The organism is Komagataeibacter ossonobensis (genome assembly GCF_057359305.1).
On record NZ_JBXAYQ010000005.1, the window covers coordinates 24,607 to 46,949 of the forward strand.

Sequence of the window (22,343 nt, forward strand, 5' to 3'; positions counted from 1 at the left end):
CGATCAGGGCACGTGGGATGCATCTACCCGCCGGTTGCAGGCATGGCGCCACATGTTGCACGCCACCATGCAGCCCACGCCCCCCATGACCACCACCGCCAGCGGCGCGGGGGAATGGAAGGGCACATGCCCGAGGATGAAACCGCTGCCCGCCGCAAGGGAAAACTGGATGGTGCCCATCAACGCCGACGCACTGCCCGCCTGGTGGCCATGATGGGTAAAGGCCAGCACCGTGGCGTTTGGCCCCACAAACCCCAGACAGCCGGTAATACAGCTGATCAGCACGCATACCAGGACAGGATGCGCGGGACCGGCAATGCCCGCAAGCGACAGCACCAGGCAGGCTACTGCCGCCACCACGCTGCACGCGATGCCGCCATCCAGCAGCCGTGACAGGTCGATCCGGTGGACCAGACTGCCGTTCAGCTGCGCGCAGGCAATGAATATCCCCGCATTCATGCCGAAAAATACCCCGAACTGGGTAGGCGTGAACCCAAGCAGGTGTTCAAACACCACGGGCGCAGAGGTGATGTAGGCGAACATGACGAACGAGGAAAAACTGTTGATCAGCGCGCTGGACATGAACACCGGTTCACGCACCAGACCGGCATAGCGGGTGATCGTGCCGGTCAGCGAAAAGGCGATGCGTTTTTCCACCGGCATGGTGTCGGGCATGGTCGCCAGCACCGTCAGCAGTCCCAGCACGCCATAAATGACCGCGATCAGGAAAATCCACCGCCAGTGCCCCATCATCAGCACCAGGCTGCCCAGTGAGGGTGCAAGGATGGGCATGACCCCGAACACCAGCATGAGCTGCGACATGATGCGCGCGCCTACGGCCCCTGTCGCCACGTCGCGCACGATGGCGCGCGGCAGGACCGCGCACGCCGCCCCACCCAGCGCCGAGACGAAACGGCACAGGCAGAACAGGTCGAAGCCCGTGGCCATGGCGCATCCGGCCGATCCCACCGTAAACAGCACCAGCCCCCCCAGCAGCGGCAGCCTGCGGCCCAGCCGGTCGGAAATCGGGCCAAGGCTGAACTGTCCCACCGCCAGTCCCGCGAACCATGCCGCCAGAGTGACCTGGCTGGTGCCTGCGTGTCCCCCCGCCAGTTCCGCGTCCATGATGGGAAAGGCGGGCAGATACATGTCGGTCGCCAGCGGACCGATGGCCGTAAGCAGCCCCAGCAGGGCAATCATCCAGAATGGCAGGACGGGGGCGGGCATACGGCGCGTGGGCATGGGAATCCGGGCGGTCAGGGCGGGGCGCGGCGGATGCCGCGCTAACCCGCATATCAATTCCCGGCGGCTTGTCCATCATCCATGGCGCATGAAACACATGCATCGCCCGATGGATGGCTGAGCGCCGGAGGTGACTTCAGACCCCGAAGCTGGCCACCAGGTCCGCCAGCCCCACCTGACGGTGGCGTTCCAGCCTGGCCGCCACCAGCACGGCACGGGCTTCGGCTATGGCCTGGTCAAGGTCGGAATTGATGATGACGTGATCGAATTCATTCCAGTGCGAGATTTCGTCGCGCGCGGCCTGCATGCGGCGTGCGATCTCGTCCGCCTCATCCGACGCGCGGCCATGCAGCCTGCGTTCCAGTTCCGCGATCGAAGGCGGCAGGACGAACAGGCTGATCACATCCCCCGGCAGGGCGGCGCGGATCTGGCGGTGTCCCTGCCAGTCGATATCGAACACCATGTCGCGCCCCTCCGCCAGTGCCTGCTCCACCGGTGCGCGCGGGGTGCCGTACCCACGACCGAATACGGTCGCCCATTCCAGCATCTCACCCGCTTCGGCCATGCGGGTAAATTCTTCCATGCTCCGGAAATGATAATGAATTCCATCACTTTCGCCCGGGCGGGGCTGGCGGGTGGTAACGGACACGGAATGCAGCAGTTGGGGCTCCGACGCACGTAACGCATTCGCAATGGTTGACTTCCCCGCCCCTGATGGCGCTGAAATGACCAGACATACCCCACGGCGCCGGACCGGGGCGACTGCGGGTGTGCGGGTGGGGGTGGTTGTCTGGGTCATGCGGTTCTCCTTGGCGGTGTAAATGCGCGCCGGATGCGTAAACGGGGTAGCGCTGTTCTAACAGGGTGTATGTATTCTGCGAATATGAAACAGGATTCGATACTGATTACAGGTGCCTCGTCCGGAATTGGACGCGGGCTTGCTCTTGCCCTTGCACGACCGGGACGTACGTTGCATCTGGGTGGACGCAATGCCGGCAACCTGCGCGCCGTGGCGACAGACTGCATCGCACGCGGCGCGGATGCCCGCATACGGGTGCAGGATGTCCGTGAACAGGCGGGCATGGAAGAATGGATCACGACCGCAGGCCCGCTGGACCTGGTCTTTGCCTGCGCGGGGATTACCGCCTCCACCAGGGGTGGAGACGAAGCACCGCATGAACCCGATGCACAGGTCCGCCGCATGTTCGCGACCAACATGGATGGCGTGCTGAACACGGTGCTGCCCGCCATCCATGTCATGCGCGCGCAACCCCGTGCATGTGACGGGGTGCGGGGGCGCATCTGCGCCATGTCGTCGGTGGCGGGGCTTGTCTCCTTCCCCGGTACGCCGTCCTATTGCGCGTCAAAGGCGGCTGTGGACCGTTTCATGGTGGCGACAGGGGCCAACATGAAACGCGCGGGCATTGTCATGTCCAGCGTATGCTGTGGCTTCGTCGCCACCCCCATGACCACGCAGAACAGTTTCCACATGCCCGGCCTGACCCAGACGGGTGATGCCGTGCGCGCCATCCTGTCGGGTGTTGCGGCAGGCAGGCGGCGTATTTCGTTCCCACGGTGGCTGGTGGCGGGATCACGGTTCATGGACCTGCTGCCGATGCGGGTCGCGGAATACTATTATTATCGCCAGCCTGCGGGACAGGCGGGCACCATGGCGGAAACCGGGCTGGAAACAGACAGCCCCGCCGTTCGCAACAATCAGGAATAGCATGCATCCAGAACCCGGGAACAGGCAGTGAACCTGTGCCGTATTTTCATCCTACGCCCGGTTGCGACCACCCTGCTGGCGGCGGCCATCGTCCTTTCCGGACTTTTTGCCTACCGGATCCTTCCGGTGGGCGACCTGCCGGATATCGCGGTACCCGTCATTTACGTCGTGGCCAGCCAGCCGGGGGCATCACCGCAGCAGATGGCCAGTTCCGTCACCACCCCGCTGGAACGCAGGCTGGGGCAGATCGCGGGTATCAGCGAGATCGAATCCGATTCCAGCCAGGACAGCGCCTTCATCCTGCTGACATTCGATGATTCGACCAATATAGATTCCGCCGCCAATGACGTGGAAGCCGCCCTGCGTGCGGCCCGCGCCGACATGCCTGCAACGCTGGAATCACAGCCGGAATACTGGAAGGCCAACCCTTCCGAAAACCCGATCATGATCCTTGCCCTGACATCGGACACGCAGCCGATGTCGGAACTGTATGATATCGCCAAGACACGCCTGCAGCCCCTGCTGTCACAGGTGCAGGGTGTGGGCTGGGTCGAACTCATGGGCAGTTCCGCGCCCGCGGTCAGGGTGGAAATCAATCCGTGGCCGCTGTTCAAATACGGGCTGGGGTTCGAGGACATCCGTTCCGCCCTGGCGTCGGCCAACGCCAATACCCCCAAGGGCGTGATCGAGAACGACACCACGCGCTACACCCTGGCCACCAATGACCAGGCCCGCAGTGCGGCGCAGTACCGTGACCTTGTCATCGGCTACCGTGACAGCCGCCCCGTGCGGCTGCAGGACGTGGCCTACGTGCATAACGGGGTGGAAAACGAACGCAAGGTCGGCTTCCTGAACGGGCGCAGGGCCGCCATGGCCATTATCCTCCCGCGGGCGGGCGCCAACGTCATTCGCGTAACGGATGAAATCAAGGACCGTCTTCCCGCATTGCGTGCCGCCCTGCCGGCCGAGGTGACGCTGACCCCGGCCATGGACCGTTCCATCACCATCCGCGCGTCACTGGCCGATACGAAGTGGACGCTGCTGGCATCGGTGCTGCTGGTGGTGGCTGTCGTGCTGGTGTTCCTGCGCACGCCACGGTCCACGCTGATCCCGGCCATTACGGTGCCCATTTCGCTGGCAGGCACGCTGGCGATCATGTCGCTGTTCCATTTCTCGCTCGATATCCTGTCCCTCATGGCGCTGACCATTGCGACCGGATTCGTGGTGGATGATGCCATCGTGGTGCTGGAAAACATCGCCCGCCACATGGAAGCGGGCATGGGACGGATGGAGGCGTCGCTTAAGGGATCGCGTGAAATCGGGTTTACCGTCATGTCGATCACCATATCACTGGTGGCGGTGTTCCTGCCGCTGCTGCTGCTGGGGGGAACGCCGGGCAAGGTCTTTTTCGAATTTTCCATGACGCTGGCCATTACCGTCACCGTCTCGCTGGTGCTTGCCCTCAGCCTGACGCCGATGATGTGCAGCCTTCTGCTGGAAGTCAGCCATGACACGCCCCTGCCCCCTGGCGCGCCGTGGTGGCGGCGCTGGCCGCGGGCCGTGGGTGACTGGCTGGAAGCGGGGTACCAGCACCTGCTGCGGTTTTACGAACGCACGCTGGATGTGGCGCTGCGCCACCACGTGCTGACCGCCGTGTCCCTGCCGCTGAGCCTTGCGATCATGATCGGGGTGATCGTGCTCATGCCCAAGGGGATCCTGCCCAAGGAAGACGTGGCCATGGTCATGAGCTTCTTCCGCGCCGACCAGACCACGTCGTTTCCCGCCATGACACAAAAGATCCGCGCCATAAGCGATGCGATGACCGTCGACAGGGATGCGCAGGAAGTCATCGCCTTTTCCGGTGACACCAATATCGAAGGGCAGGCCTTTGCCCAGATGGTGGACCGCACGAAGCGCGATGATGGCCCCGATGAGATGATCGAACGCATCCATAAACGCCTGGCCAACATTCCGGGGCTTGATGTGTCCCTGTTTTCGGCTGGCGACATAAGTGGCGGTGGCGGACGGCAGAAGGAAGGCGCCTATCGCTATCTTCTGACCAGTGATGATGCGGACGCCCTTTATACATGGGTGCCAACCCTGACGGCGGCGCTGCGCACGGCCCCCGCCCTGCGCGATGTCACGACGGATGTGATGAACAATGGCGCTGCCATCCATGCCGACATCATCCGCGACCTTGCGGCGCGGTACCTGATTACGCCACAACTGGTCAGCAACACGCTGTATGACGCGTTTGGCCAGCGCATTGCCTCCAACATCTCCACATCGCTTGCCACCTACCATGTGGTGATGGAAGTGGCGGACCAGTACCGCACATCGCCCGACATCCTGCAGTCATTCCGCATTTCCACCGCCGGTGGCAGCCCCGGTGGCGGGACGGTGTCCAATACGGTCCGCGCCCGCATGGCCACCACCACGCAGGCCAGTACCAGCACGCAGTTGAGCCAGCAGTCCTTCCGCAACGAAATCGCCAACAGGCTGGCGGGCGGCACGGGTGCGTCAAACGGGTCCGCCGTGTCATCCAGCACCGAAACCATGCTGCCCCTTTCAAACGTGGCGCGGCTTGAACCACGCCCCACCGCCATTACCGTTTCGCACAAGGGCGGGTTCGTATCGGCGGCCATTTCCTTCAACCTTGCCCCCGGCATGGCGCTGAGTGACGCGGCGGCCACCATTGCCGACACCATGGTCCGGCTGCATATGCCACAGACCATCCATGGCGGCTTTACCGGGCAGGCGGCACAGTTCCAGTCCGCCATCATCAACGAAGTGCTGATCTTCATCGCGGCCCTTGTCACGATCTATGTGACGCTGGGCATCCTGTATGAAAGCTACATCCATCCGCTGACCATCATGTCCACCCTGCCTTCGGCCGGGGTGGGAGCGGTGCTGGCGCTGTGGGCGCTGGGGCAGGAGTTTTCGCTGATCACCATGATCGGGATGATCCTGCTGGTGGGAATCGTGAAGAAAAACGCCATCCTGATCGTGGATTTCGCGCTGCATGCCGAACGCGACCGGGGACTGGACGCCCGCCATGCCATTCGCGATGCGTGCATCCAGCGCTTTCGTCCCATCCTCATGACCACGCTGGCAGCGGCCCTTGGGGCCGTGCCGCTGATTACCAACGGTGGTTACGGCATGGAAATGCGCCGCCCGCTGGGCATTACGGTGGTGGGGGGCCTTATGATGAGCCAGTTGCTCACGCTTTACACCACGCCGGTCATCTACCTTTACATGGAACGTATCCGCATCTGGACCCGGCGGACCGTGGGCCGGCTGCTGTCGCGCACGAAGGAATGAAAAATTTTCGATAATTGAAAATAAGGGGTTGCGGGGTCCGGCAGGGTCAGTTAAAAGCCGCCTCACAGCGCACCCGTAGCTCAACTGGATAGAGCACCAGACTACGAATCTGGGGGTTAGAGGTTCGAGTCCTTTCGGGTGCGCCACTTTTCCTTAAAATCAGGATTACTGTTGTGGCGCAGCCCTTTCTGGTCTGTGCCCGCAGGCGTTTCCGGCGACATGGCGAAACGTGTCGCTGCATGGCGACGCCATGGTATGAAATCGTTCCTGATTCAAAAAGATGAGGTGCCTGCCGTCCGTGTGGCTGCTACACCGTTACCTGATTTTTCTTTCGTCTGAATTCAGGAAACAAGAATGAGCGGGTCCAGCCTCCCCGAAAACATTCCCCCACATGCGCCATCCGAACGCTCTGGCGGCATCCTGTCCTGGATCGACCGCAGGCTTCCAATCGTAAGCGGCTTCCGGCAGGAATATATCGACTTCCGCATGCCCCGGAACCTGAATGCGCTGTGGAATTTCGGGGCGATCCTGACGGCGGTGCTGGTGCTGATGCTGGCCACGGGCATTTTCCTGGCCATGAACTATACCCCCACCTCCGCCGGGGCCTTCATGTCGGTGGAGATGATCGAACGCCAGCTGCCGGGTGGCTGGATGCTGCGCGCGATGCACATGACCGGGGCCAGCCTGTTCATGGCGGCCCTGTACATTCACCTGTTCCGGGGGCTGTATTACGGGTCATACAAGCAGCCGCGCGAAATTCTGTGGCTGACCGGTCTGGGGCTGCTGCTGATGGTCATGGTCACGGCATTCGCGGGCTATGTACTGCCATGGGGACAGATGTCGTACTGGGGGGCCGATGTTGCCGGCAAGGCGGTGGGCGCCGTGCCGGTCATTGGCGCAACACTTGAACACATCATGGAAGGCAGCGATCAGTTGGGGGATATCTTCATCCACCGCTTTTTCGTGCTGCACTTCCTCATGGCGTTCGCCATTGTGGCTGTCGTGGCCTTCCATGTGGCGGCGCTGCATGTCAGCGGGCCGAACAACCCCGATGGCAGGCCGGTGCCCGAACGCCAGACCGTGTCCTTTCATCCCTATTACACGACCAAGGACCTGACGGGTCTTGTGCTGTTCGCGCTGGTGTTCGTGGCGCTTGCGTTCCTGTGGCCCGATCTTTTGTCCGAGCCGGAAAACTACCGCCCCGCCAACCCCATGCACACGCCTGCCGATATCGAGCCGGAATGGTATTTCCTGCCCTTTTACGGCCTGCTGCAGTCCGTGCCGTCCAAATTTGGCGGCCTGCTGGCGGCGGCGGGGTCGATCCTGATCCTGTTTGCGGTGCCATGGCTGGACCGTTCGCCCGTCCGTTCGGCGCGTTTTCGCCCGGCCTGCAGGATCGGCATGGTGGGACTGGTCATCTCGTTCGTGCTGATGGGGCTGGTGGGCCGCCACCATGCCGAAGGCGGCTGGATGATCGCGGGCCGGATCGCGGCACTGTATTATTTCGGTTATTTCCTTGTGCTGCTGCCACTATGCGCACGCCGTGAACGCCAGCAGCCCGACGCCTGATACGTCATCGGGCATGGTCCTGTATCCGTGACTTGACGGATGCAGGCCGTGCCCACACTCTTCCTGCCTGACCGGGGTGCCCATGATCCGTGGGCTGAGATCATACCCGTTGAACCTGATCTGGGTCATGCCAGCGAAGGGAGGCTGTCCCGACCGGGACATACGCACCCGTTCCCTGCCTGCCGTGGATCACGGATGTCAGGGAAAGGGAGCCTATCATCCATGCGAACCCTCATGTGCGCCCTCCGGGCAGCAGGTTTTCTGGCCTGCATGGTAATGGCCCCGCCTGCCCATGCCGCCAGCCAGCGGGTCACGGTCGTGCTGGACTGGTTCCTCAACGCCGATCACGCCGCCCTTCTGGCTGCCCAGTACAGCGGCGCGTTCGCCCGGCACGGACTGGATGTGAAGCTGGTCGCCCCGGCCGACCCCGGATCGCCCGCACGTCTGGTTGCGGCGGGGCAGGCGGACCTTGCTGTATCCTACCAGACGCAGCTTGGCATGCTGGCGGACCAGAATATTCCGCTGGTACGGGTGGGTACCCTGATTGATACCCCGCTGAATGTCCTGATCATGGGGGAAGGGGTTCACACCATCGCCGACCTGAAGGGCAGGACCATTGGCGTGTCCATGCCGGGTGTGGATGACGCGGCACTGGACGCCATGCTGCATTCGGCAGGGCTGGCAATGGGGGACGTGCATCAGGTCAATGTCAATTTCCAGCTGGAACAGGCGATCATAAGCCATGCCGTGGATGGCGTGATCGGGGCGGTGCGCACATATGAACTGATCGACCTGCAGCAGAAGGGTATAAAAGTTTCCGCGTTTTTCCCCGAGGAACACGGCGTGCCGATGTCGGATGAATTGATCTTTCTGGCCGGTCGCGACCATGCGCATGATGCGTGGATACGCCAGTTCATGGATGCGCTGGCGGAGGGGGCGAATACCCTCATCAACCATCCCGACACCATGCTGGCGCAGACGATCCATGACCACCCGGAATTCGATACGCCGCTGAACCGGGCGGCGTGGCAGGCCACCCTGCCGCGCATCTGCAAGCAGCCAGCGCTGCTGAACGTACCCCGCTATACCGCTTTTGCCACGTTCCTGCATGCCCATGGCATGATGACGCATGACATCCCGCTGGGACAATACGCCATCGATCCGTTCAACCAGACTGCGGCACCCTGACCGCCATATCAGTCAACGATATTGTTCAGCATGTCCTGCTTGTGCGGCAGGAAGGTCGTGACCCGCAGGCCATGCCACGCAACAAGGCTGTCACCAAGGAACATGGCCAGCGCGATGACAGTGCAGACCAGCGCATTGCCGAACATCAGCACCAGCCACCACGCAATGGATGCATCACGCACGCTGCCCATGAACAGCGCAAAGGCCGAACCACAGGCCGATGCCCCACCCACGCCCGCGAACAGGATGGACGCATCCAGCAGCAGGGTGCGGTAATGCAGATGCGTCAACCGGCGTAACAGCAACACGGAATCCGTGCTGTTTTTGTCATCAGCATTTTCCAGCTTGTCGCGTACCGTCTCGATATGGTCACTGACACGGGCCAGACGTGTATTGAACATGTTCAGCAATGTGCCGATACCCGACAGCATGAAAACCGGTGTCAGTGCGGTCTGGATCAGGTGGGCGACACCATCAACGGATGCATCGGGAACAAGGCCGGGGAAGGCAGACACGAAAGGCATATCCTTGGCTACGGGCAAAGCCTGCGTTTTTTGGGCTTATCACCGCCCACGTCAAGGACAGAGTCGATATTGCGAGAACGTAAGGAGATTCCATGTCACATAATTACGCAACACCGCTGACACCGGAAAAACGGCTGGCCCGCGTCCTGGCACGCATTCCGGCAGACTGGACGCTCAACCTTGACCGCCAGCCCTCATCCACCGGTACCGGGCAGTGGCGTGCGCGCCTGGGCATGCCGGGACAGGATGCGCCGGAATGGACCACACCCCACGACACGATGATCGATGCACTGGAAGCCGCATGGCGGCAGGCCCGCACGACCCTGAATGCGGGATAGGGCATAAGGGATACAGTCAATAATTAACCAGTAGAATACAAACACAGCTTTGTGATGATATATTCTGTATTCCTGAATGCGCATAACGTACTTGTGTTGGTTTTTACTGGTCACGGGTCAGAAAAAACATAAGCACACGATTGTTTGATGCATCTTTAAAAATGTTACGGTATCGATTTTTTATCCGTCCGGCTGTCCCTGCCGTACTGTGATATCGTACGCTTTCGGTCGGGAAACGCACATGTGTTCCCTACTGACCATATTTTGAACATTGTATGAAAAAGAAGGAAGGTTTGCCAACGAATCCATCCGGATACGGGAATGCATGTCCTGCTTTTATCCCTCATGGGGGGAAGAGTCCCTGTGTTATTACAGGCATTTCATGTAGCTGGACGGCACCTGTTGCGCCTGAAGGGGGCCATTGACCCGCAGGGTTTTATACAACAGGAATGCTGGCAGGGAGTTTAATACTATGTCGGCAGGAAAATTGGCGCGTATTGGCGCGGTAGTTGTTATGGCAAGCGGGAGCGCATCCCTTGCCTGCCCCGAAGATGCGTGGGCTGACGATTATAGTGAACTCCTCGACATCCTGAAGGCAAAGGGCAGCCTGACGCAGGGCGAGTACAAGGGGCTTCTGGCCCATCACATGCAGCATGTGCGCGAAGCGGCATCCGCCAGCCGCACGACGCAGTATATGCCTGCACAGCGCCATATGGCCGTCCCCACATCCGCCCACGAGCAGGTGCGCACTGCCATGGGGCACCCGATCCAGCCCCCCGGCCAGATTGATATTGGCGGTGGTGGCATGGACCCCGACTACGTTCTGGCGCAGGCGCAGCAGGCGGCAGCCAGCGCACAGGCCAGTGCGGCATCGGCTGAATCCACCTGGCTGGCGGCCCAGCATTCCATGGGCCTTGGCGGCGGCCTGTCATTCGTGCGCATGGAAAAATATCAGCCCGGCAAGGGACTGACCTTCAAGGCGGGTCCGGTCGATATCAACCTGTCGGGCTTCATCAACGGATTCTATACCTATAACAGCCCGGCGGGCGGCATGCCGGTGGCCGGTGGCGTCTCGACCGGGGCAAGCGGGTTCGATTCCTCGGCGTTGCGTAACGGCCTGCTGCCTGCGGGCCTGATCCTCAAGCTCTCGACAACGCAGAACGGCATCGACCTTGCCGCCGTCATGGGCATGTATCCCGGCATCAACAATGCCAAGAACGGCGCCTTCAATGCCAATACCGGCGGTAGCCCGGTAGGCCTTGGCACCGCCGGCATCGATTTTCGTCAGGTTTACGTGACGGCGGGCAACAAGAAATGGGGCACGTTCAAGATCGGTCGTGATCTTGGCATCTTTGGCGGTGACGCCATCCTTGATGACGCGACCCTGCTGAGTGTCGGTTCCACCGGCAGCAACTCGGCCCCGGGCAATACCTCGCTGGGCCGTATCGGCGTCGGTTACGTGTATGCCGACTGGATCCCGCAGATTTCGTATCAGTCGCCCACCATCAAGGGCTTCCAGGGCACGATCGGCATCCTGCAGCCGCTGGATGAGTTCGATTTCTCTGGCGATGACGCCAATGGCAATGCCTATTCGGCCGGATCCACCCAGCACAGTTCGCCCATGATCCAGGGAAAGGTGACATACGACTTCAAGATCGGTGGCCTGAGCGCACGCATCTGGGCCAGTTTCCTGACCCAGCACCAGCAGAACCTGACCGTCAGCAAGACGACAACGGTTTCCACCCAACTGCTTGAAGAAAATGGTGGCATTTACAACATGACCACCAGCAATACTGCAGATGTCGCCGTCATTCCGGGCCAGAAGCATGGTGTCACGGCGGAAGCGGGCGAAATTGGCACGAAGCTGACCTATGGCCCGGCACAGTTCGTGGGTTATTACTACCGTGGCAGCGGGCTGGGCACGACCGGCCTGTTCTTTGATGGCGTGGCCAGTAACGGGCGCAAGCGGTCGTCGGAAGGCTACTATGTCCAGATGATGTATAACTTCACCAAGAAGTTCAAACTGGTCGGAAGCTATGGTGTCAGTAACCTCTATCTTGCCCCGGGTGAAAGCAATCCCGACCTTGTCCGCCGCAATGAATCCGAAGTGGGCGCCGCCTACTACAAGATGACGGACTGGCTGAACCTTGTGGCCGAATACGCCCATACCAGTTCGGCTGCCCACGGCCCTTACAAGGAAAGTGACAACAGCGCATCGGGCGGTATGATCCTGCTGTTCTGATGCTACGGGCGGCATGGAGCAAAAGCTGCCTATGAAGCATATGACTGATTTTAAAAAAGTTTTTGGTGAAGCTTTTTTCAAAAAGCTTTAAAGAACACCACCTTTTTGAAAAAAGGCGGCACCCAAAAACTTTTATCAGCAGGCTGTTTTGATACTCTGCCCTTCATGTGCTGGTTTCCAGCATCATGGGAAACCATAGGGAAGGCAGACGCATGTCCACACCACCACGCTGGCCCTTACGGGTCGGCCTTGTCGGCTATGGCTTTGCCGGGCGTATTTTTCACGCTCCCCTGATCAATGCTACACCGGGGCTTGAACTGGTCGCTGTCTGTTCGCGGCAACGCGACGCGGTGCTGCATGACTGGCCCGAGGTGACGGTCACGCCAGCCCCCGATGCCCTGTTCGCCCTGCCTGATCTGGACATGGTGGTTATCGCCACGCCGAATGCGACCCATGCCGACCTTGCCATCAGGGCGTTACGCGCCGGACTGCATGTGGTGGTGGACAAGCCGTTCACCATAACGCTGGAACAGGCGCGCAGGGTCGCACAGGTTGCCCGTGAACAGGGGCGGTTCCTGTCCGTTTTCCAGAACCGGCGCTGGGACAGCGATTTCCTTGGCATCCGCAACCTGATCGCGACCGGGCAGGTCGGACGGGTAACCGAACTGGAATCGCGCATGGACCGCTTCCGTCCGCAGGTGCGTGACCGCTGGCGCGAAACGGATGCAGTGGGCGGTGGTCTGTGGTTTGACCTTGGCCCGCATCTGGCCGATCAGGCCCTGCAACTGTTTGGCCTGCCGGATCATGTGCAGGCCAGTCTGGCCCATCAGCGCGACAATGCCTGCGGCGATGACTGGGCGCAGGTACTGCTGACCTATGGGGAAAGACGGGTCAGCCTGCATTGCAGCCTGCTGTCGGCATGGGCCGGTCCACGTTTTGTCGTGCATGGGACAGGTGGCACGGTCGTGAAACGTCAGCCCGACCAGCAGGAAAACCAGCTTCGGGCCGGAATGCGTCCCGGTGATCCGGGCTGGGGCGATGACCCTGACGACATGCTTGTGTTTGACGGTGCCGCTGCACCCCGTGCGCTACCTGCACCGCCCGGTGACCAGCGGATCTATTATGCCATGCTGCGCGATGCGATCATGGGCCGGGGCCATAATCCCGTGCCCCCCATACAGGCCGTGGCGTTGATGGCGGTCCTGGAAACCTGCGTCCTGTCCAGCCATCGCCGGATGGCCCTTCCCCTGCCCCTGACGGAACAGGAAAGACAGGACTGGCTACAGGCAGGGCTGTAGGAAACTGTGCCTGGAACTGTTCATGATCCGTAGGGTGCCGGAACCCGCCCTGATCGGGGTATGTATAAAAAAAGGCCGCATCCTTTCGGGTGCGGCCTTTTTTGTTTTCCCGGCAGGATGGGATCATTCCTCGTCGATCGGGCGCTTGGGCAGGAGCGCTGGCACGAAGATCAGCGTCGCCACCAGCGTGCACGCCAGCGACAGCAGCAGTAGCCGGCCCATGCTGGCCGTGCCCGGATGGTGGGATGCCGCCAGCGAACCGAAGGCTGTGCCGGTCGTCAGCGCGGAAAACAGCACCGCGCGTGCCGTCGGGCTGGACAGGGGCAGCTTGATCCCCGCGCGCCAGTTCATGACGAAATAGATGTTGAACGACACGCCAACCCCCAGCAGCAGGGGCAGGGCGATGATGTTGGCGAAGTTCAGCTGTTCGGGCACCACGATGATCAGGATGACCGTCATCAGCGCCGAAAGCAGCAGCGGCGCCAGCACCAGCGCCGTATCCAGCAGCTTGCGCAGGGCGACGGCAAGGATAATGGCAATCATCACGATGGCGGCGGCAGCCGCCGTGACAAAGGCATGCACCATGGTCGCCGCACTCTGCACGATGTCGATGGCGGAACCCGCCGCCATGGGGGCGACTTTCTGGATTTCATCCACATAGACGTGCAGCGCCCGGTTGCCCTTCATCTCCTTGGTCGGATGAACTTCGACCAGTGCGCGACCATCAGGCAGCAGATAGTCATGCGCCAGCTGCGCGGGCACATCGGAAATCGCAACCGGCTTCACCTGCAGCATGTCGCGCAGCATGTTCAGCTGCATGGGCAAGAAGCGCACCAGTGCCTCATTGGTGGCCAGCACGCGCTGGTCGTCCGCCTGTGACAGATGGGCCAGTGCGGATTGGATGCGGCGCAGCGGGTCATTGGCGGGCAGTTTGTCCATCACGCCGCCAAGGGCCGCCGCCGTCTTGGCTGCCGCCGTCCGCAGGTCGTCCGCATTCGGCGCGGGTTTGGGGTTGGGGACCAGCAGGGTCGGCAGCATGATGTTCGCGGCATCCTGGATCAGGGGCAGCTTGGTCTTCTGGTCCGTAGGCACAAGTGACCCAAGCCATAGTGCGTCATGCACCATCGGCAGGTCCGACAGCTTGTCGGACATGGCGGCCGCCTGATCCAGGTTCGGCATCAGCACATCCACCGTATAGGGCGAATACTGCGGTTCCGACATCAGCATGCCCAGCGTGACCATGCCTTCCGATTTGGGGTTCTTGGTATGCAGCGGGTCGGCGTCGAATGTCAGGCGGGGCACAAGGGCTACGCCCACCAGCGCGATCACCACGAAGGCGCCCAGGATCGGCTTGCGGTGATGGCGGATTGCAACGTCAATCGGGCGGGCGAAGGCGAACCCGATCTTGCCATGGCCCGAAGTCGGGCGGAACAGCCGCAGCAGCGCCGGCAGTAGCGTCAGCGTGCAGATGAAGGCGAACAGCATGCCGAAACCGGCAATCAGGCCAAGCTGGGCCACGCCGACAAAGGCGGTGGGGGTAAAGGCAAGGAACCCGGCCGAGGTTGCCATGGCGGCCACAAGGATCTGGTGCCCGGTTTCATTGCCGGTCTGCTCAAGCGCGTCCAGCAGTCCCGGTGACGTGCCATCAGGCAGCGCCTGCGCACGGAACCGGACCGAGAACTGGATGGCGAAATCCACCGCGATGCCAACGAACAGAATGGCGAACGCGACCGAAATCAGGTTCAGCTTGCCTACCACGAGTGCTGCGAACCCGGTGGTCAGCAGCAGCCCGGACACCAGTGTTATGATGATCGGCACGATGATGCGCCACGTATGCACCGCCAGGATCAGCCACAGCGTGACCAGTACCAGCGACCCCAGCAATCCGGCAACCATGCCTTCGGCCACGGTGGCGAATTCCTCATCCGCGATCTGGGTATCGCCGGTAATGTGGACATGCGCCCGGCCGCTCTTGACGAAGGGCAGGGCATTGGCGGCATCACGGATGGCGTCCGACGCGGCGCCACCGGGCTGGAAGGAATCATAATCCAGCTTGGGCTGGGTCACGACAAACTGGTACTTGCCACCAAGATCAGCCAGGTCACCCGCCAGCAGGCGTTCCCATGACAGGGGTTCGGGCGTGTCCGATACCGAATGCTGCAGCGTCGTGGCAAAACCGTCCAGCGCCGCATGGAAGGGACCAAGATCGGCCTGCCCTTGGCTTATGCCCAGCGCAATCAGGTTCAGCGCGTTGAACAGGCCGCGTCCCGACGGGTCGGCGGCCAGTTCGCTCAGGAACGGCTGCGCGGTGATGGTGGTGTTGAGCACCCGCTCCAGCGCCTTGGGGTCAAGGAACATGAGGCCGTTGCGCACCAGATAGGGATCGGTCTGGGGCGTGGTGACGTAATTGAAATGGGTATGGTCGTCGCGCAGCCTGGCCGCCAGCGCCAGCGCGGTCTGTTGTGCCTCTTCAGGCAGGGCCGCGTCGATCACGGCGACAAGCTGGTCCTGTTTTTGTGGAAACAGCCGTCCCATCTCGTCCGAGCGCTTTTTCCAGTCCAGCGAGGACGAGAACATTGTCCCCGTATCCGTGGTCACGCCCAACAGCGCGTAACTGGCATAGGTCGCCCCCGCGATCAGGCAGGCAAATGCCAGTACCACCGCAATGGCACGACGGGAACAGAAAGCGACAAGGCGCCCAAGCGGTACCGATAGCATGACGAGTATTCAGCCCTTCAGAAACCTACGTCGTGCCGCATGAAGCGCGGCAGTCGGTGAAGAGGCCCGGTTTGGCCCATGATGTGGTCCCGATGCAAGGTGGTTCTTTGTCACACGATGTACCGCGCCATACCCGGACATCATGACTGACCGGGCAGGTGCATCTCCCGCGGGGGGGACGGGGTGGGGCGGATCCAGCGTATTTCCATTACCTGCCATGCCATGAGCGATGGCAGACCCCATGCAATCTCCCGCAGGCGCTTGATGAGCGACAGCGCGATCCCGACCTGTGGCGACAGCCCGAACAGGCTGCCGATGATGATATATCCCCCCTCCGACACGCCCAGCGCACCGGGTACGGCAAAACCGGCCGACTTCGCGGCCTGCCCCACGCTTTCGATCACAAAGCTGTCAGCCAGTGAAAGGGGGTGTCCCATGGCGGCCAGGACAAGAAACACCTCGAACGTGCCAAGCGACCAGCCAAGCAGTTGCAGGCCCCCCGCGCGCAGCGAATTTTCATGTGTGCGGTACAGGGCGATGATTTCGGCATGCAGCCCACGGATGTCGTCCACCCCGTCCCATCCCAGATGGGCGGCGATGCGCACCAGCAGCTTTTCCACAAGGGAAATGGCGCCCAGGTACTGGCTGCCGAAGAACACCGCACCCAGTGCTACGGCCGCCCCGGCACTTTCCATCAGTTCGTCCGTCACATGCGAACGGTTGACCAGGCAGAACAGCACCCCAAGCCCGATCAGCGTGAAGGTGACCTGACTGAGCAGTTCAATGGTCAGGTCACAGATCGTGGCAGCGGCGGCGCGCCTGATGCCAAGGTTTTCCCGCCGGGCCATGAGGCGGGTGGTAATGACCTCGCCGCCAACCTGCGCCACCGGCAGCAGGTTGTTGATCCCTTCACGCGCGCAGCGCAGGGCGAAAAAATCGGTAAAGGACAGGCGGGGGCGGCCGCTCTGGGCCAGCAGGCGCCATGCCTGCGCCGAAACACAGACCTGGCTTGCATGGAAAATGATGATGGCAGGAATGCTCCACCCCCCGGCCGCGATCAGCCGGAGGATGTCATGCAGGCCAAAACGCCCCAGCATCCATATCGTCAGACCGATACCGAATGCCCCGGCAATGAAGGTAAGCTGCCGCATTCGCCATCCCTGTCCATGTTCCCTCAAACAGGACCATTAAAAGGCTGTTTTTAGCCATTTAATGGACTGCCAGCGTATCTTAGCAGCCTCTGATTTTCTGAAGCAATGCGATACTTTCAACACAGGCGGCCACGGCTTCGCGACCCTTGTTGTGCACATCGTCACGCGAACGGACCACCGCCTGTTCGTCCGTGTAGGTGGTCAGTACGCCAAACGCGATTGGCACTTCCGTGTTCAGCGCCGCCTGCTGCAGGCCCACGGCAGTGCCCAGGCTTATGAATTCGAAATGCGCCGTATCGCCCTTGATCACGCAGCCAAGGCAGACCACGCCATCGTACCGGCCGGTGCGTGCCAGCGTCTGTGCCAGCAGCGGCAGTTCGTACGCCCCCGGCGCATACATGACATCTTCATTACGCATGGAAATGTCATGTTCCCCCAGCCATGCCAGCGCGCCATCACGCAGGCCATGGGTCACGTTTTCATTGAAGCGGCTGACCACAATGGCGACGCGCGGCGGGCGGGCGAATTCAAGCGTGGCGGGGGCGGAGGGGATGTTGGTGCTCATATCCGGGAGTTTTCCGTTTTTTGTTGTAGAAGGGGATCTGGAAACAACGTTTTGATAAAAAATGACAAAAGTTTCTGGGTGCCGCCTTTTTTCAAAAAGGCGGCATTCTTCGAAGCTTTTTGGAAAAAGCTTCACCAAAGACTTTTGTCAGTGGGCGTCCGCTGTTGCGGGTTCGCACAGGGCATGCCCCATCCGGGTACGCTTGGCTTCCAGATAGGCCCGGTTGAAGGGATTGGGTTCCACCGCAAGGGGAATGCGTTCACGCACGTCAAAGCCATGACGTTCCAGCGCACGTACCTTGTCAGGATTGTTGGTCAGCAGGTCGAGCCGGTTCACCCCCAGCGCGCGCAGGATGTCGGATGCCGCCTGCCAGTCACGCGCATCGGTCTGGAATCCCAGCCGGTGGTTGGCGTCCACCGTATCCAGTCCTTCATCCTGTAGTGCATAGGCGCGGATCTTGTTGGCCAGGCCGATGCCGCGCCCTTCATGACCACGCACATAGACCAGCACACCGGATTCCGCGCGCCCGATCTGTTCCAGCGCGCCCTGCAGCTGCGCGCCGCAGTCGCACCGCAACGATCCCAGCGCATCGCCCGTCACGCATTCCGAATGCAGGCGCACCAGTGGTACGGTGCCCGCGCGGTCAGGCTGGCCCTTGACCATGGCGACATGCTCGGTGCCATCGGGCGCGCGAAAGGCGTGGATCATCATGTCCGGCCCGCCAAAGCGGCTGGGCAGATGGGCGCGGGCGACCTGCTCGATGGCGGGTTTTGCTTCTGGCGTGGCGCCGATCGGGTTGGCTTCCAGCCATTTCGCCAGTTCAGCGATGGACAGGATCTGCAGCCCATGGCGCTTGGCATACGGACGCAGGTCGTCCATGCGGGCCATGGTGCCGTCCTCGTTCATGATCTCGCAGATCACGGCAGCCGGGATCAGCCCCGCCATGCGGGCGAGGTCGACCGAGGCCTCGGTATGGCCGGGGCGTGCCACCGTGCCGCCGGGCACCGCGCGCAGCGGGAAGATATGACCGGGTGAGACCAGATCCCCGGGCTTCGCATCGGGCGCTGCCGCCACCAGCACGGTTTCGGCGCGGTCGGCGGCCGAAATGCCGGTGGTGACACCCTCACGCGCCTCGATGGACACGGTAAACGCCGTGCCGCGCGGACAGGTGTTTACCTGCGTCATCATCGGCAGGTTCAGCTGCGCAATGCGTTCGGGCGACATGGGCATGCACACCAGTCCGCGCGCATGGGTGACCATGAAGTTCATGGCCTGTGGCGTGACCAGTTCGGCGGCCATGACCAGGTCGCCTTCGTTCTCGCGGTCCTCATCATCCACAAGGATGATCATCCCGCCCCGGCGGATGGTGGCAACGGCCTGTGCCAGTGCCGGGGGCATCAACGATACTGACATACGCTCTCCACATATTTTGCGATGACATCGACTTCGATATTCACGGGGTCCCCGGCCTTCAGGGTGCCAAGGGTGGTGTGGTCCCATGTGTGGGGGATGATCATCAGGGCGATGCGGAATTCATCCGCACCACAGCCATCTTCCCCCGGTGCGCCGACTTCGTTCAGCGTCAGGCTGATGCCGTCGATCGTGATCGACCCCTTTTCCACCAGGTAACGGCGCAGGCGGGCAGGCACGATAAAGGTGATGTGCCGGGCCTCGCCTGCCTGTTTTACCGCCGCAAGCCGTCCGGTTCCGTCCACATGCCCCTGCACGATATGACCCGACAGGCGGGTGGTGGGCGTGACGGCGCGTTCAAGGTTGACGGTATGCCCGGAGGTAAGCCGTCCCAGCGCCGTGCGGTCCAGCGATTCCGAACTGATGAAGAATGTGGCCGTTCCCGCCACATCAAATGATGTGACCGTCAGGCACACGCCATTGACGGCAATGCTTTCACCCAGTGTCAGGTCGGGAATGCCGGTGGCCACGGTTATGTCCAGGTCCCGGTCCAGCCGACGCGCGGCGGTGATGCGGCCCTGGTGTTCAATAATGCCGGAAAACATGATTACTCCTTCACGGCGGCCAGTTCGGGGAACAGGCGTAGCGGTGTCACATCCCCCTCCCGCACGCGTATGCTGTACTGGTCCGTGCCATCAGGGCGGGCGGTAATGGCCAGCCAGTCGTGCCACAGGTCACGGGTCTCGATTTCCGCCAACAGCCGGGGGCCGGCTTCCACCATCGCCCATGTCACGCCCGCCATGCCCAGCATGTCGGGCAGGGCGTTGATGTCGGTGCACACCTGCACCGCAAAGCCGCGTGCGCGCGCGGCCTGCAGGTATGCCTCGTCCACTTCCCCCGTCCGGGTGCAGATGGCCAGGACACGTGGCGCGCGACCGGGGTGATCGGCCACCCGGCGCACGTTCAGGCCCGGCCTGTCGGCGCGGATGGTGTCCCCTGTGGTAATCACCGCATCCGTGGCGCGGCGCAGGTGGTGGGCAAGGTCAAGCGACGCAGCGGAGGTAAAGGTGGTGCGCCCTGCCGGCGGCAGCATGGACCCCGTGGCGTCCAGCGCCTGCTTGACCGTGATCCACGGCTGTCCCGTGCGCATGAAATGGGCGAAGGGGGCCAGAAGGCTGCGGCACATGGCCTGTATTTCGGCCTGCGGCCCGGTGGGGTGGAGAACATGCACGCGGCAGTCATGCTGGCGCAGGTAGTCCGCCCCGCCGCCTTCGACATGGGGGTTGGGATCGCGCACGCCGATCCAGACATCACGCACCGGCGTCGCCAGCAGCGCCTGTGAACACGGGCCGGTGCGGCCGGTATGGTTGCATGGTTCAAGTGTCACGACCGCCGTGTGGGCGCGATCCAGCAACCCGCGTTCGCGGCACTGGTTTATGGCCTGTATTTCGGCATGGGGGGTGCCAGCGCGGTGGTGGCCGCCAACGGCCAGGATCGTGCCGGCAGCGTCCAGCAGGGCGCAGCCCACCGGCGGGTTGGGGGCGGTCGCCCCTACATGGCGCGCGGCTTCATCCACCGCCGCACGAAAGGCGTGCGCGATCGTGGCTGGCATGTCGGGGCCTGAAGGGGGTGTGACACCCTGTGGCAACGCGTCCAAAATACAGTACTCCATCCATCCGGACGGACCCAGGGCGCGTAAAACCATCCACCTGCCTTCACGGATGGAAGGCAGGACCATAGTTTCCGTTCTCTCTCATCCGGACTGTAACCGTCGGTTCCGGAATTGCACCGGATCTGCTTGACCCCGTCCGCATGTGCTGCGACCGGGCGCTCGCGGACTTATGTGCCCCTGTTACAGGGAACAAACACCGCCGGTGGGGAATTTCGCCCCGCCCTGAGAACGCCTGCGGACCGGGCTTGCCGCCCGATTCGCCATTCAGTGGAATGATCTTGGGAATGATTTTAACGAATTGCAAGTACCACGTTGGCTAACCACTATAATTTGTCGTGATTTCAGTCCTTCTCCCCGGCATGGCGACCGGGATGCAGAAGGGAGGGAATGCGGCCATGATGGCCGAAATTGACCAGCCGTGCTTCCTCCACCTCGATCCGGCCCAGCAGGCGGGATCGGATCAGCCATATCGCCAGCGCAGCCCCCATGAAGGGTCCCAGCGCATAGATCCAGAACGACTCCCACTGTCCCGCGACCATGGCCGGGCCGAAGCTGCGTGCAAGATTGGAACTGTTGCCCGACAGCCATGCGGACACCGGGTTGCACACAAGGAAGAACAGTCCCCCCGCCCACGGCGTCACCCATTTCAGCACGGGATGGCCCGCAAGGTAGCACAGCATCAGCACCAGCAGTGCCGTCAGTACGATTTCGGTCACCAGCGGCCACATGATGGCGACCCCTGAAAAGGGCACGGTCGCGGCATAGGCGGAAGCCTGCACCATCCGCCCCCATACGGGCAGGACATGCCCCAGGGCCGCAAGCAGCAGGGTCGCGACGTATGCCCCCGTCATCTGGGCCGCCACATACCCGCACAGGTCCACAATCCCCAGCCGTCCCGCAAGGCTGAACGCCAGCGAGACGGAGGGACTGACATGCGCCCCGCTGACCCGCCCGAACGGGGTGAACGCCGCAACCGTGCCCGACAGCCCGAAGAACAGCCCGCACAGCGCCGTCTGCACGATCGGGTGGGGGGCAAGCATTTGGCCAATGGCGGTATAGGGTGTGGTCAGTACCGTGACGGACACGATCCCGCAGATCATAAGCGCTACTGTCGCCACCAGTTCGCAGCCATACAGTTTCCAGTGAAAGGGATGATCGGGGTGCGGCGCCCCGGCGAGTGGCCGGTCCTCAATGGGGTGGGAACCGGGCAGCCGGGCTGCGGTCATGTCCATTACTCCTTCATTCAAGCATGTAGAGGTCTTGAGTTAAGGGGAGGAATGGTGTGAAATAAACGAAATCATGCGAATATATGCCGTGCATGAGAATAGTTAATGCATAGCAGTTGAACGTTTTTTCTATATAGGGTGTCGAGCCATTCC

General features: G+C 61.9%; 17 protein-coding genes, 1 tRNA gene and 2 riboswitches. Of the genes, 8 read left to right on the top strand and 10 right to left on the bottom strand.

The genetic code is table 11. The features are described from left to right. Positions 1-3 precede the first annotated feature (3 nt). Together AC1RQ9_RS05900 and gmk are read right to left on the bottom strand one after the other, a co-directional pair. On the bottom strand, positions 4-1,242 hold the full coding sequence (locus tag AC1RQ9_RS05900; RefSeq protein WP_485985984.1) for a multidrug effflux MFS transporter: 1,239 nt from the start codon (positions 1,240-1,242) through the stop codon (positions 4-6). A gap of 136 nt (positions 1,243-1,378) precedes the next feature. Next, positions 1,379-2,041 (bottom strand): guanylate kinase, encoded by a 663-nt coding sequence (gene gmk / locus AC1RQ9_RS05905; RefSeq protein WP_193733083.1) that lies wholly within the window; start codon positions 2,039-2,041, stop codon positions 1,379-1,381. A gap of 84 nt (positions 2,042-2,125) precedes the next feature. Between gmk and AC1RQ9_RS05910 the strand changes: the two genes are divergently transcribed. The 5 genes from AC1RQ9_RS05910 (at position 2,126) to AC1RQ9_RS05930 (ending at position 9,046) form a co-directional block, all read left to right on the top strand. Beyond that, positions 2,126-2,968, top strand: a complete 843-nt coding sequence (locus AC1RQ9_RS05910) for an SDR family NAD(P)-dependent oxidoreductase (RefSeq protein ID WP_485985985.1) — start codon at positions 2,126-2,128, stop codon at positions 2,966-2,968. 27 nt (positions 2,969-2,995) lie between these two features. Next, positions 2,996-6,289, top strand: coding sequence for an efflux RND transporter permease subunit (locus AC1RQ9_RS05915; RefSeq protein WP_485985986.1), 3,294 nt, complete (start codon positions 2,996-2,998; stop codon positions 6,287-6,289). Between the two features lie 69 nt (positions 6,290-6,358). Beyond that, a tRNA-Arg gene (locus AC1RQ9_RS05920) sits at positions 6,359-6,435 on the top strand. 208 nt (positions 6,436-6,643) lie between these two features. Then, complete coding sequence (locus tag AC1RQ9_RS05925; protein ID WP_485985987.1) at positions 6,644-7,858, top strand: cytochrome b; 1,215 nt, start codon at positions 6,644-6,646, stop codon at positions 7,856-7,858. A 62-nt stretch (positions 7,859-7,920) separates the two neighbouring features. Further along, positions 7,921-8,017: riboswitch (TPP riboswitch) on the top strand. A 75-nt stretch (positions 8,018-8,092) separates the two neighbouring features. Further along, positions 8,093-9,046, top strand: a complete 954-nt coding sequence (locus tag AC1RQ9_RS05930) for an ABC transporter substrate-binding protein (RefSeq protein WP_193733157.1) — start codon at positions 8,093-8,095, stop codon at positions 9,044-9,046. Between the two features lie 8 nt (positions 9,047-9,054). On the opposite strand, the gene AC1RQ9_RS05935 is transcribed toward AC1RQ9_RS05930, so the two are convergent. Continuing rightward, on the bottom strand, positions 9,055-9,570 hold the full coding sequence (locus tag AC1RQ9_RS05935; protein ID WP_029335482.1) for a DUF2721 domain-containing protein: 516 nt from the start codon (positions 9,568-9,570) through the stop codon (positions 9,055-9,057). A gap of 92 nt (positions 9,571-9,662) precedes the next feature. Here AC1RQ9_RS05935 and AC1RQ9_RS05940 point away from each other — a divergent pair, with 92 nt between their 5' ends. From AC1RQ9_RS05940 to AC1RQ9_RS05950, 3 genes are all read left to right on the top strand, one after another. Continuing rightward, complete coding sequence (locus AC1RQ9_RS05940) at positions 9,663-9,908, top strand: hypothetical protein (RefSeq protein ID WP_485985988.1); 246 nt, start codon at positions 9,663-9,665, stop codon at positions 9,906-9,908. A 472-nt stretch (positions 9,909-10,380) separates the two neighbouring features. After that, a complete protein-coding gene (locus AC1RQ9_RS05945; protein WP_485985989.1) occupies positions 10,381-12,150 on the top strand; it encodes a porin in 1,770 nt (589 codons plus the stop codon). 212 nt (positions 12,151-12,362) lie between these two features. Next, positions 12,363-13,448, top strand: coding sequence for an oxidoreductase (locus AC1RQ9_RS05950; protein ID WP_485985990.1), 1,086 nt, complete (start codon positions 12,363-12,365; stop codon positions 13,446-13,448). A 123-nt stretch (positions 13,449-13,571) separates the two neighbouring features. On the opposite strand, the gene AC1RQ9_RS05955 is transcribed toward AC1RQ9_RS05950, so the two are convergent. The 7 genes from AC1RQ9_RS05955 to AC1RQ9_RS05985 all read right to left on the bottom strand — a co-directional run bounded on the left by AC1RQ9_RS05955 (position 13,572) and on the right by AC1RQ9_RS05985 (position 22,196). Continuing rightward, complete coding sequence (locus AC1RQ9_RS05955) at positions 13,572-16,166, bottom strand: MMPL family transporter (RefSeq protein WP_485985991.1); 2,595 nt, start codon at positions 16,164-16,166, stop codon at positions 13,572-13,574. Positions 16,167-16,306: 140 nt separating this feature from the next. Next, positions 16,307-17,317, bottom strand: a complete 1,011-nt coding sequence (locus AC1RQ9_RS05960; RefSeq protein WP_485985992.1) for a lysylphosphatidylglycerol synthase domain-containing protein — start codon at positions 17,315-17,317, stop codon at positions 16,307-16,309. Positions 17,318-17,396: 79 nt separating this feature from the next. Beyond that, a complete protein-coding gene (gene ribH, locus AC1RQ9_RS05965; RefSeq protein ID WP_485985993.1) occupies positions 17,397-17,882 on the bottom strand; it encodes a 6,7-dimethyl-8-ribityllumazine synthase in 486 nt (161 codons plus the stop codon). Positions 17,883-18,029: 147 nt separating this feature from the next. Then, positions 18,030-19,280 (bottom strand): 3,4-dihydroxy-2-butanone-4-phosphate synthase, encoded by a 1,251-nt coding sequence (ribB, locus tag AC1RQ9_RS05970; protein ID WP_485986033.1) that lies wholly within the window; start codon positions 19,278-19,280, stop codon positions 18,030-18,032. Next, positions 19,280-19,897: a riboflavin synthase gene (locus AC1RQ9_RS05975; RefSeq protein ID WP_485985994.1), complete on the bottom strand. Its 618-nt coding sequence runs from the start codon at positions 19,895-19,897 to the stop codon at positions 19,280-19,282. The genes ribB and AC1RQ9_RS05975 overlap by 1 nt, the downstream gene beginning before the upstream one ends. 2 nt (positions 19,898-19,899) lie before the next feature. Beyond that, positions 19,900-20,904 (bottom strand): bifunctional diaminohydroxyphosphoribosylaminopyrimidine deaminase/5-amino-6-(5-phosphoribosylamino)uracil reductase RibD, encoded by a 1,005-nt coding sequence (ribD, locus tag AC1RQ9_RS05980; protein ID WP_485985995.1) that lies wholly within the window; start codon positions 20,902-20,904, stop codon positions 19,900-19,902. 129 nt (positions 20,905-21,033) lie between these two features. Next, positions 21,034-21,198, bottom strand: a riboswitch (FMN riboswitch). Between the two features lie 107 nt (positions 21,199-21,305). After that, positions 21,306-22,196, bottom strand: a complete 891-nt coding sequence (locus AC1RQ9_RS05985) for an MIP/aquaporin family protein (RefSeq protein ID WP_485985996.1) — start codon at positions 22,194-22,196, stop codon at positions 21,306-21,308. Positions 22,197-22,343 lie beyond the last annotated feature (147 nt).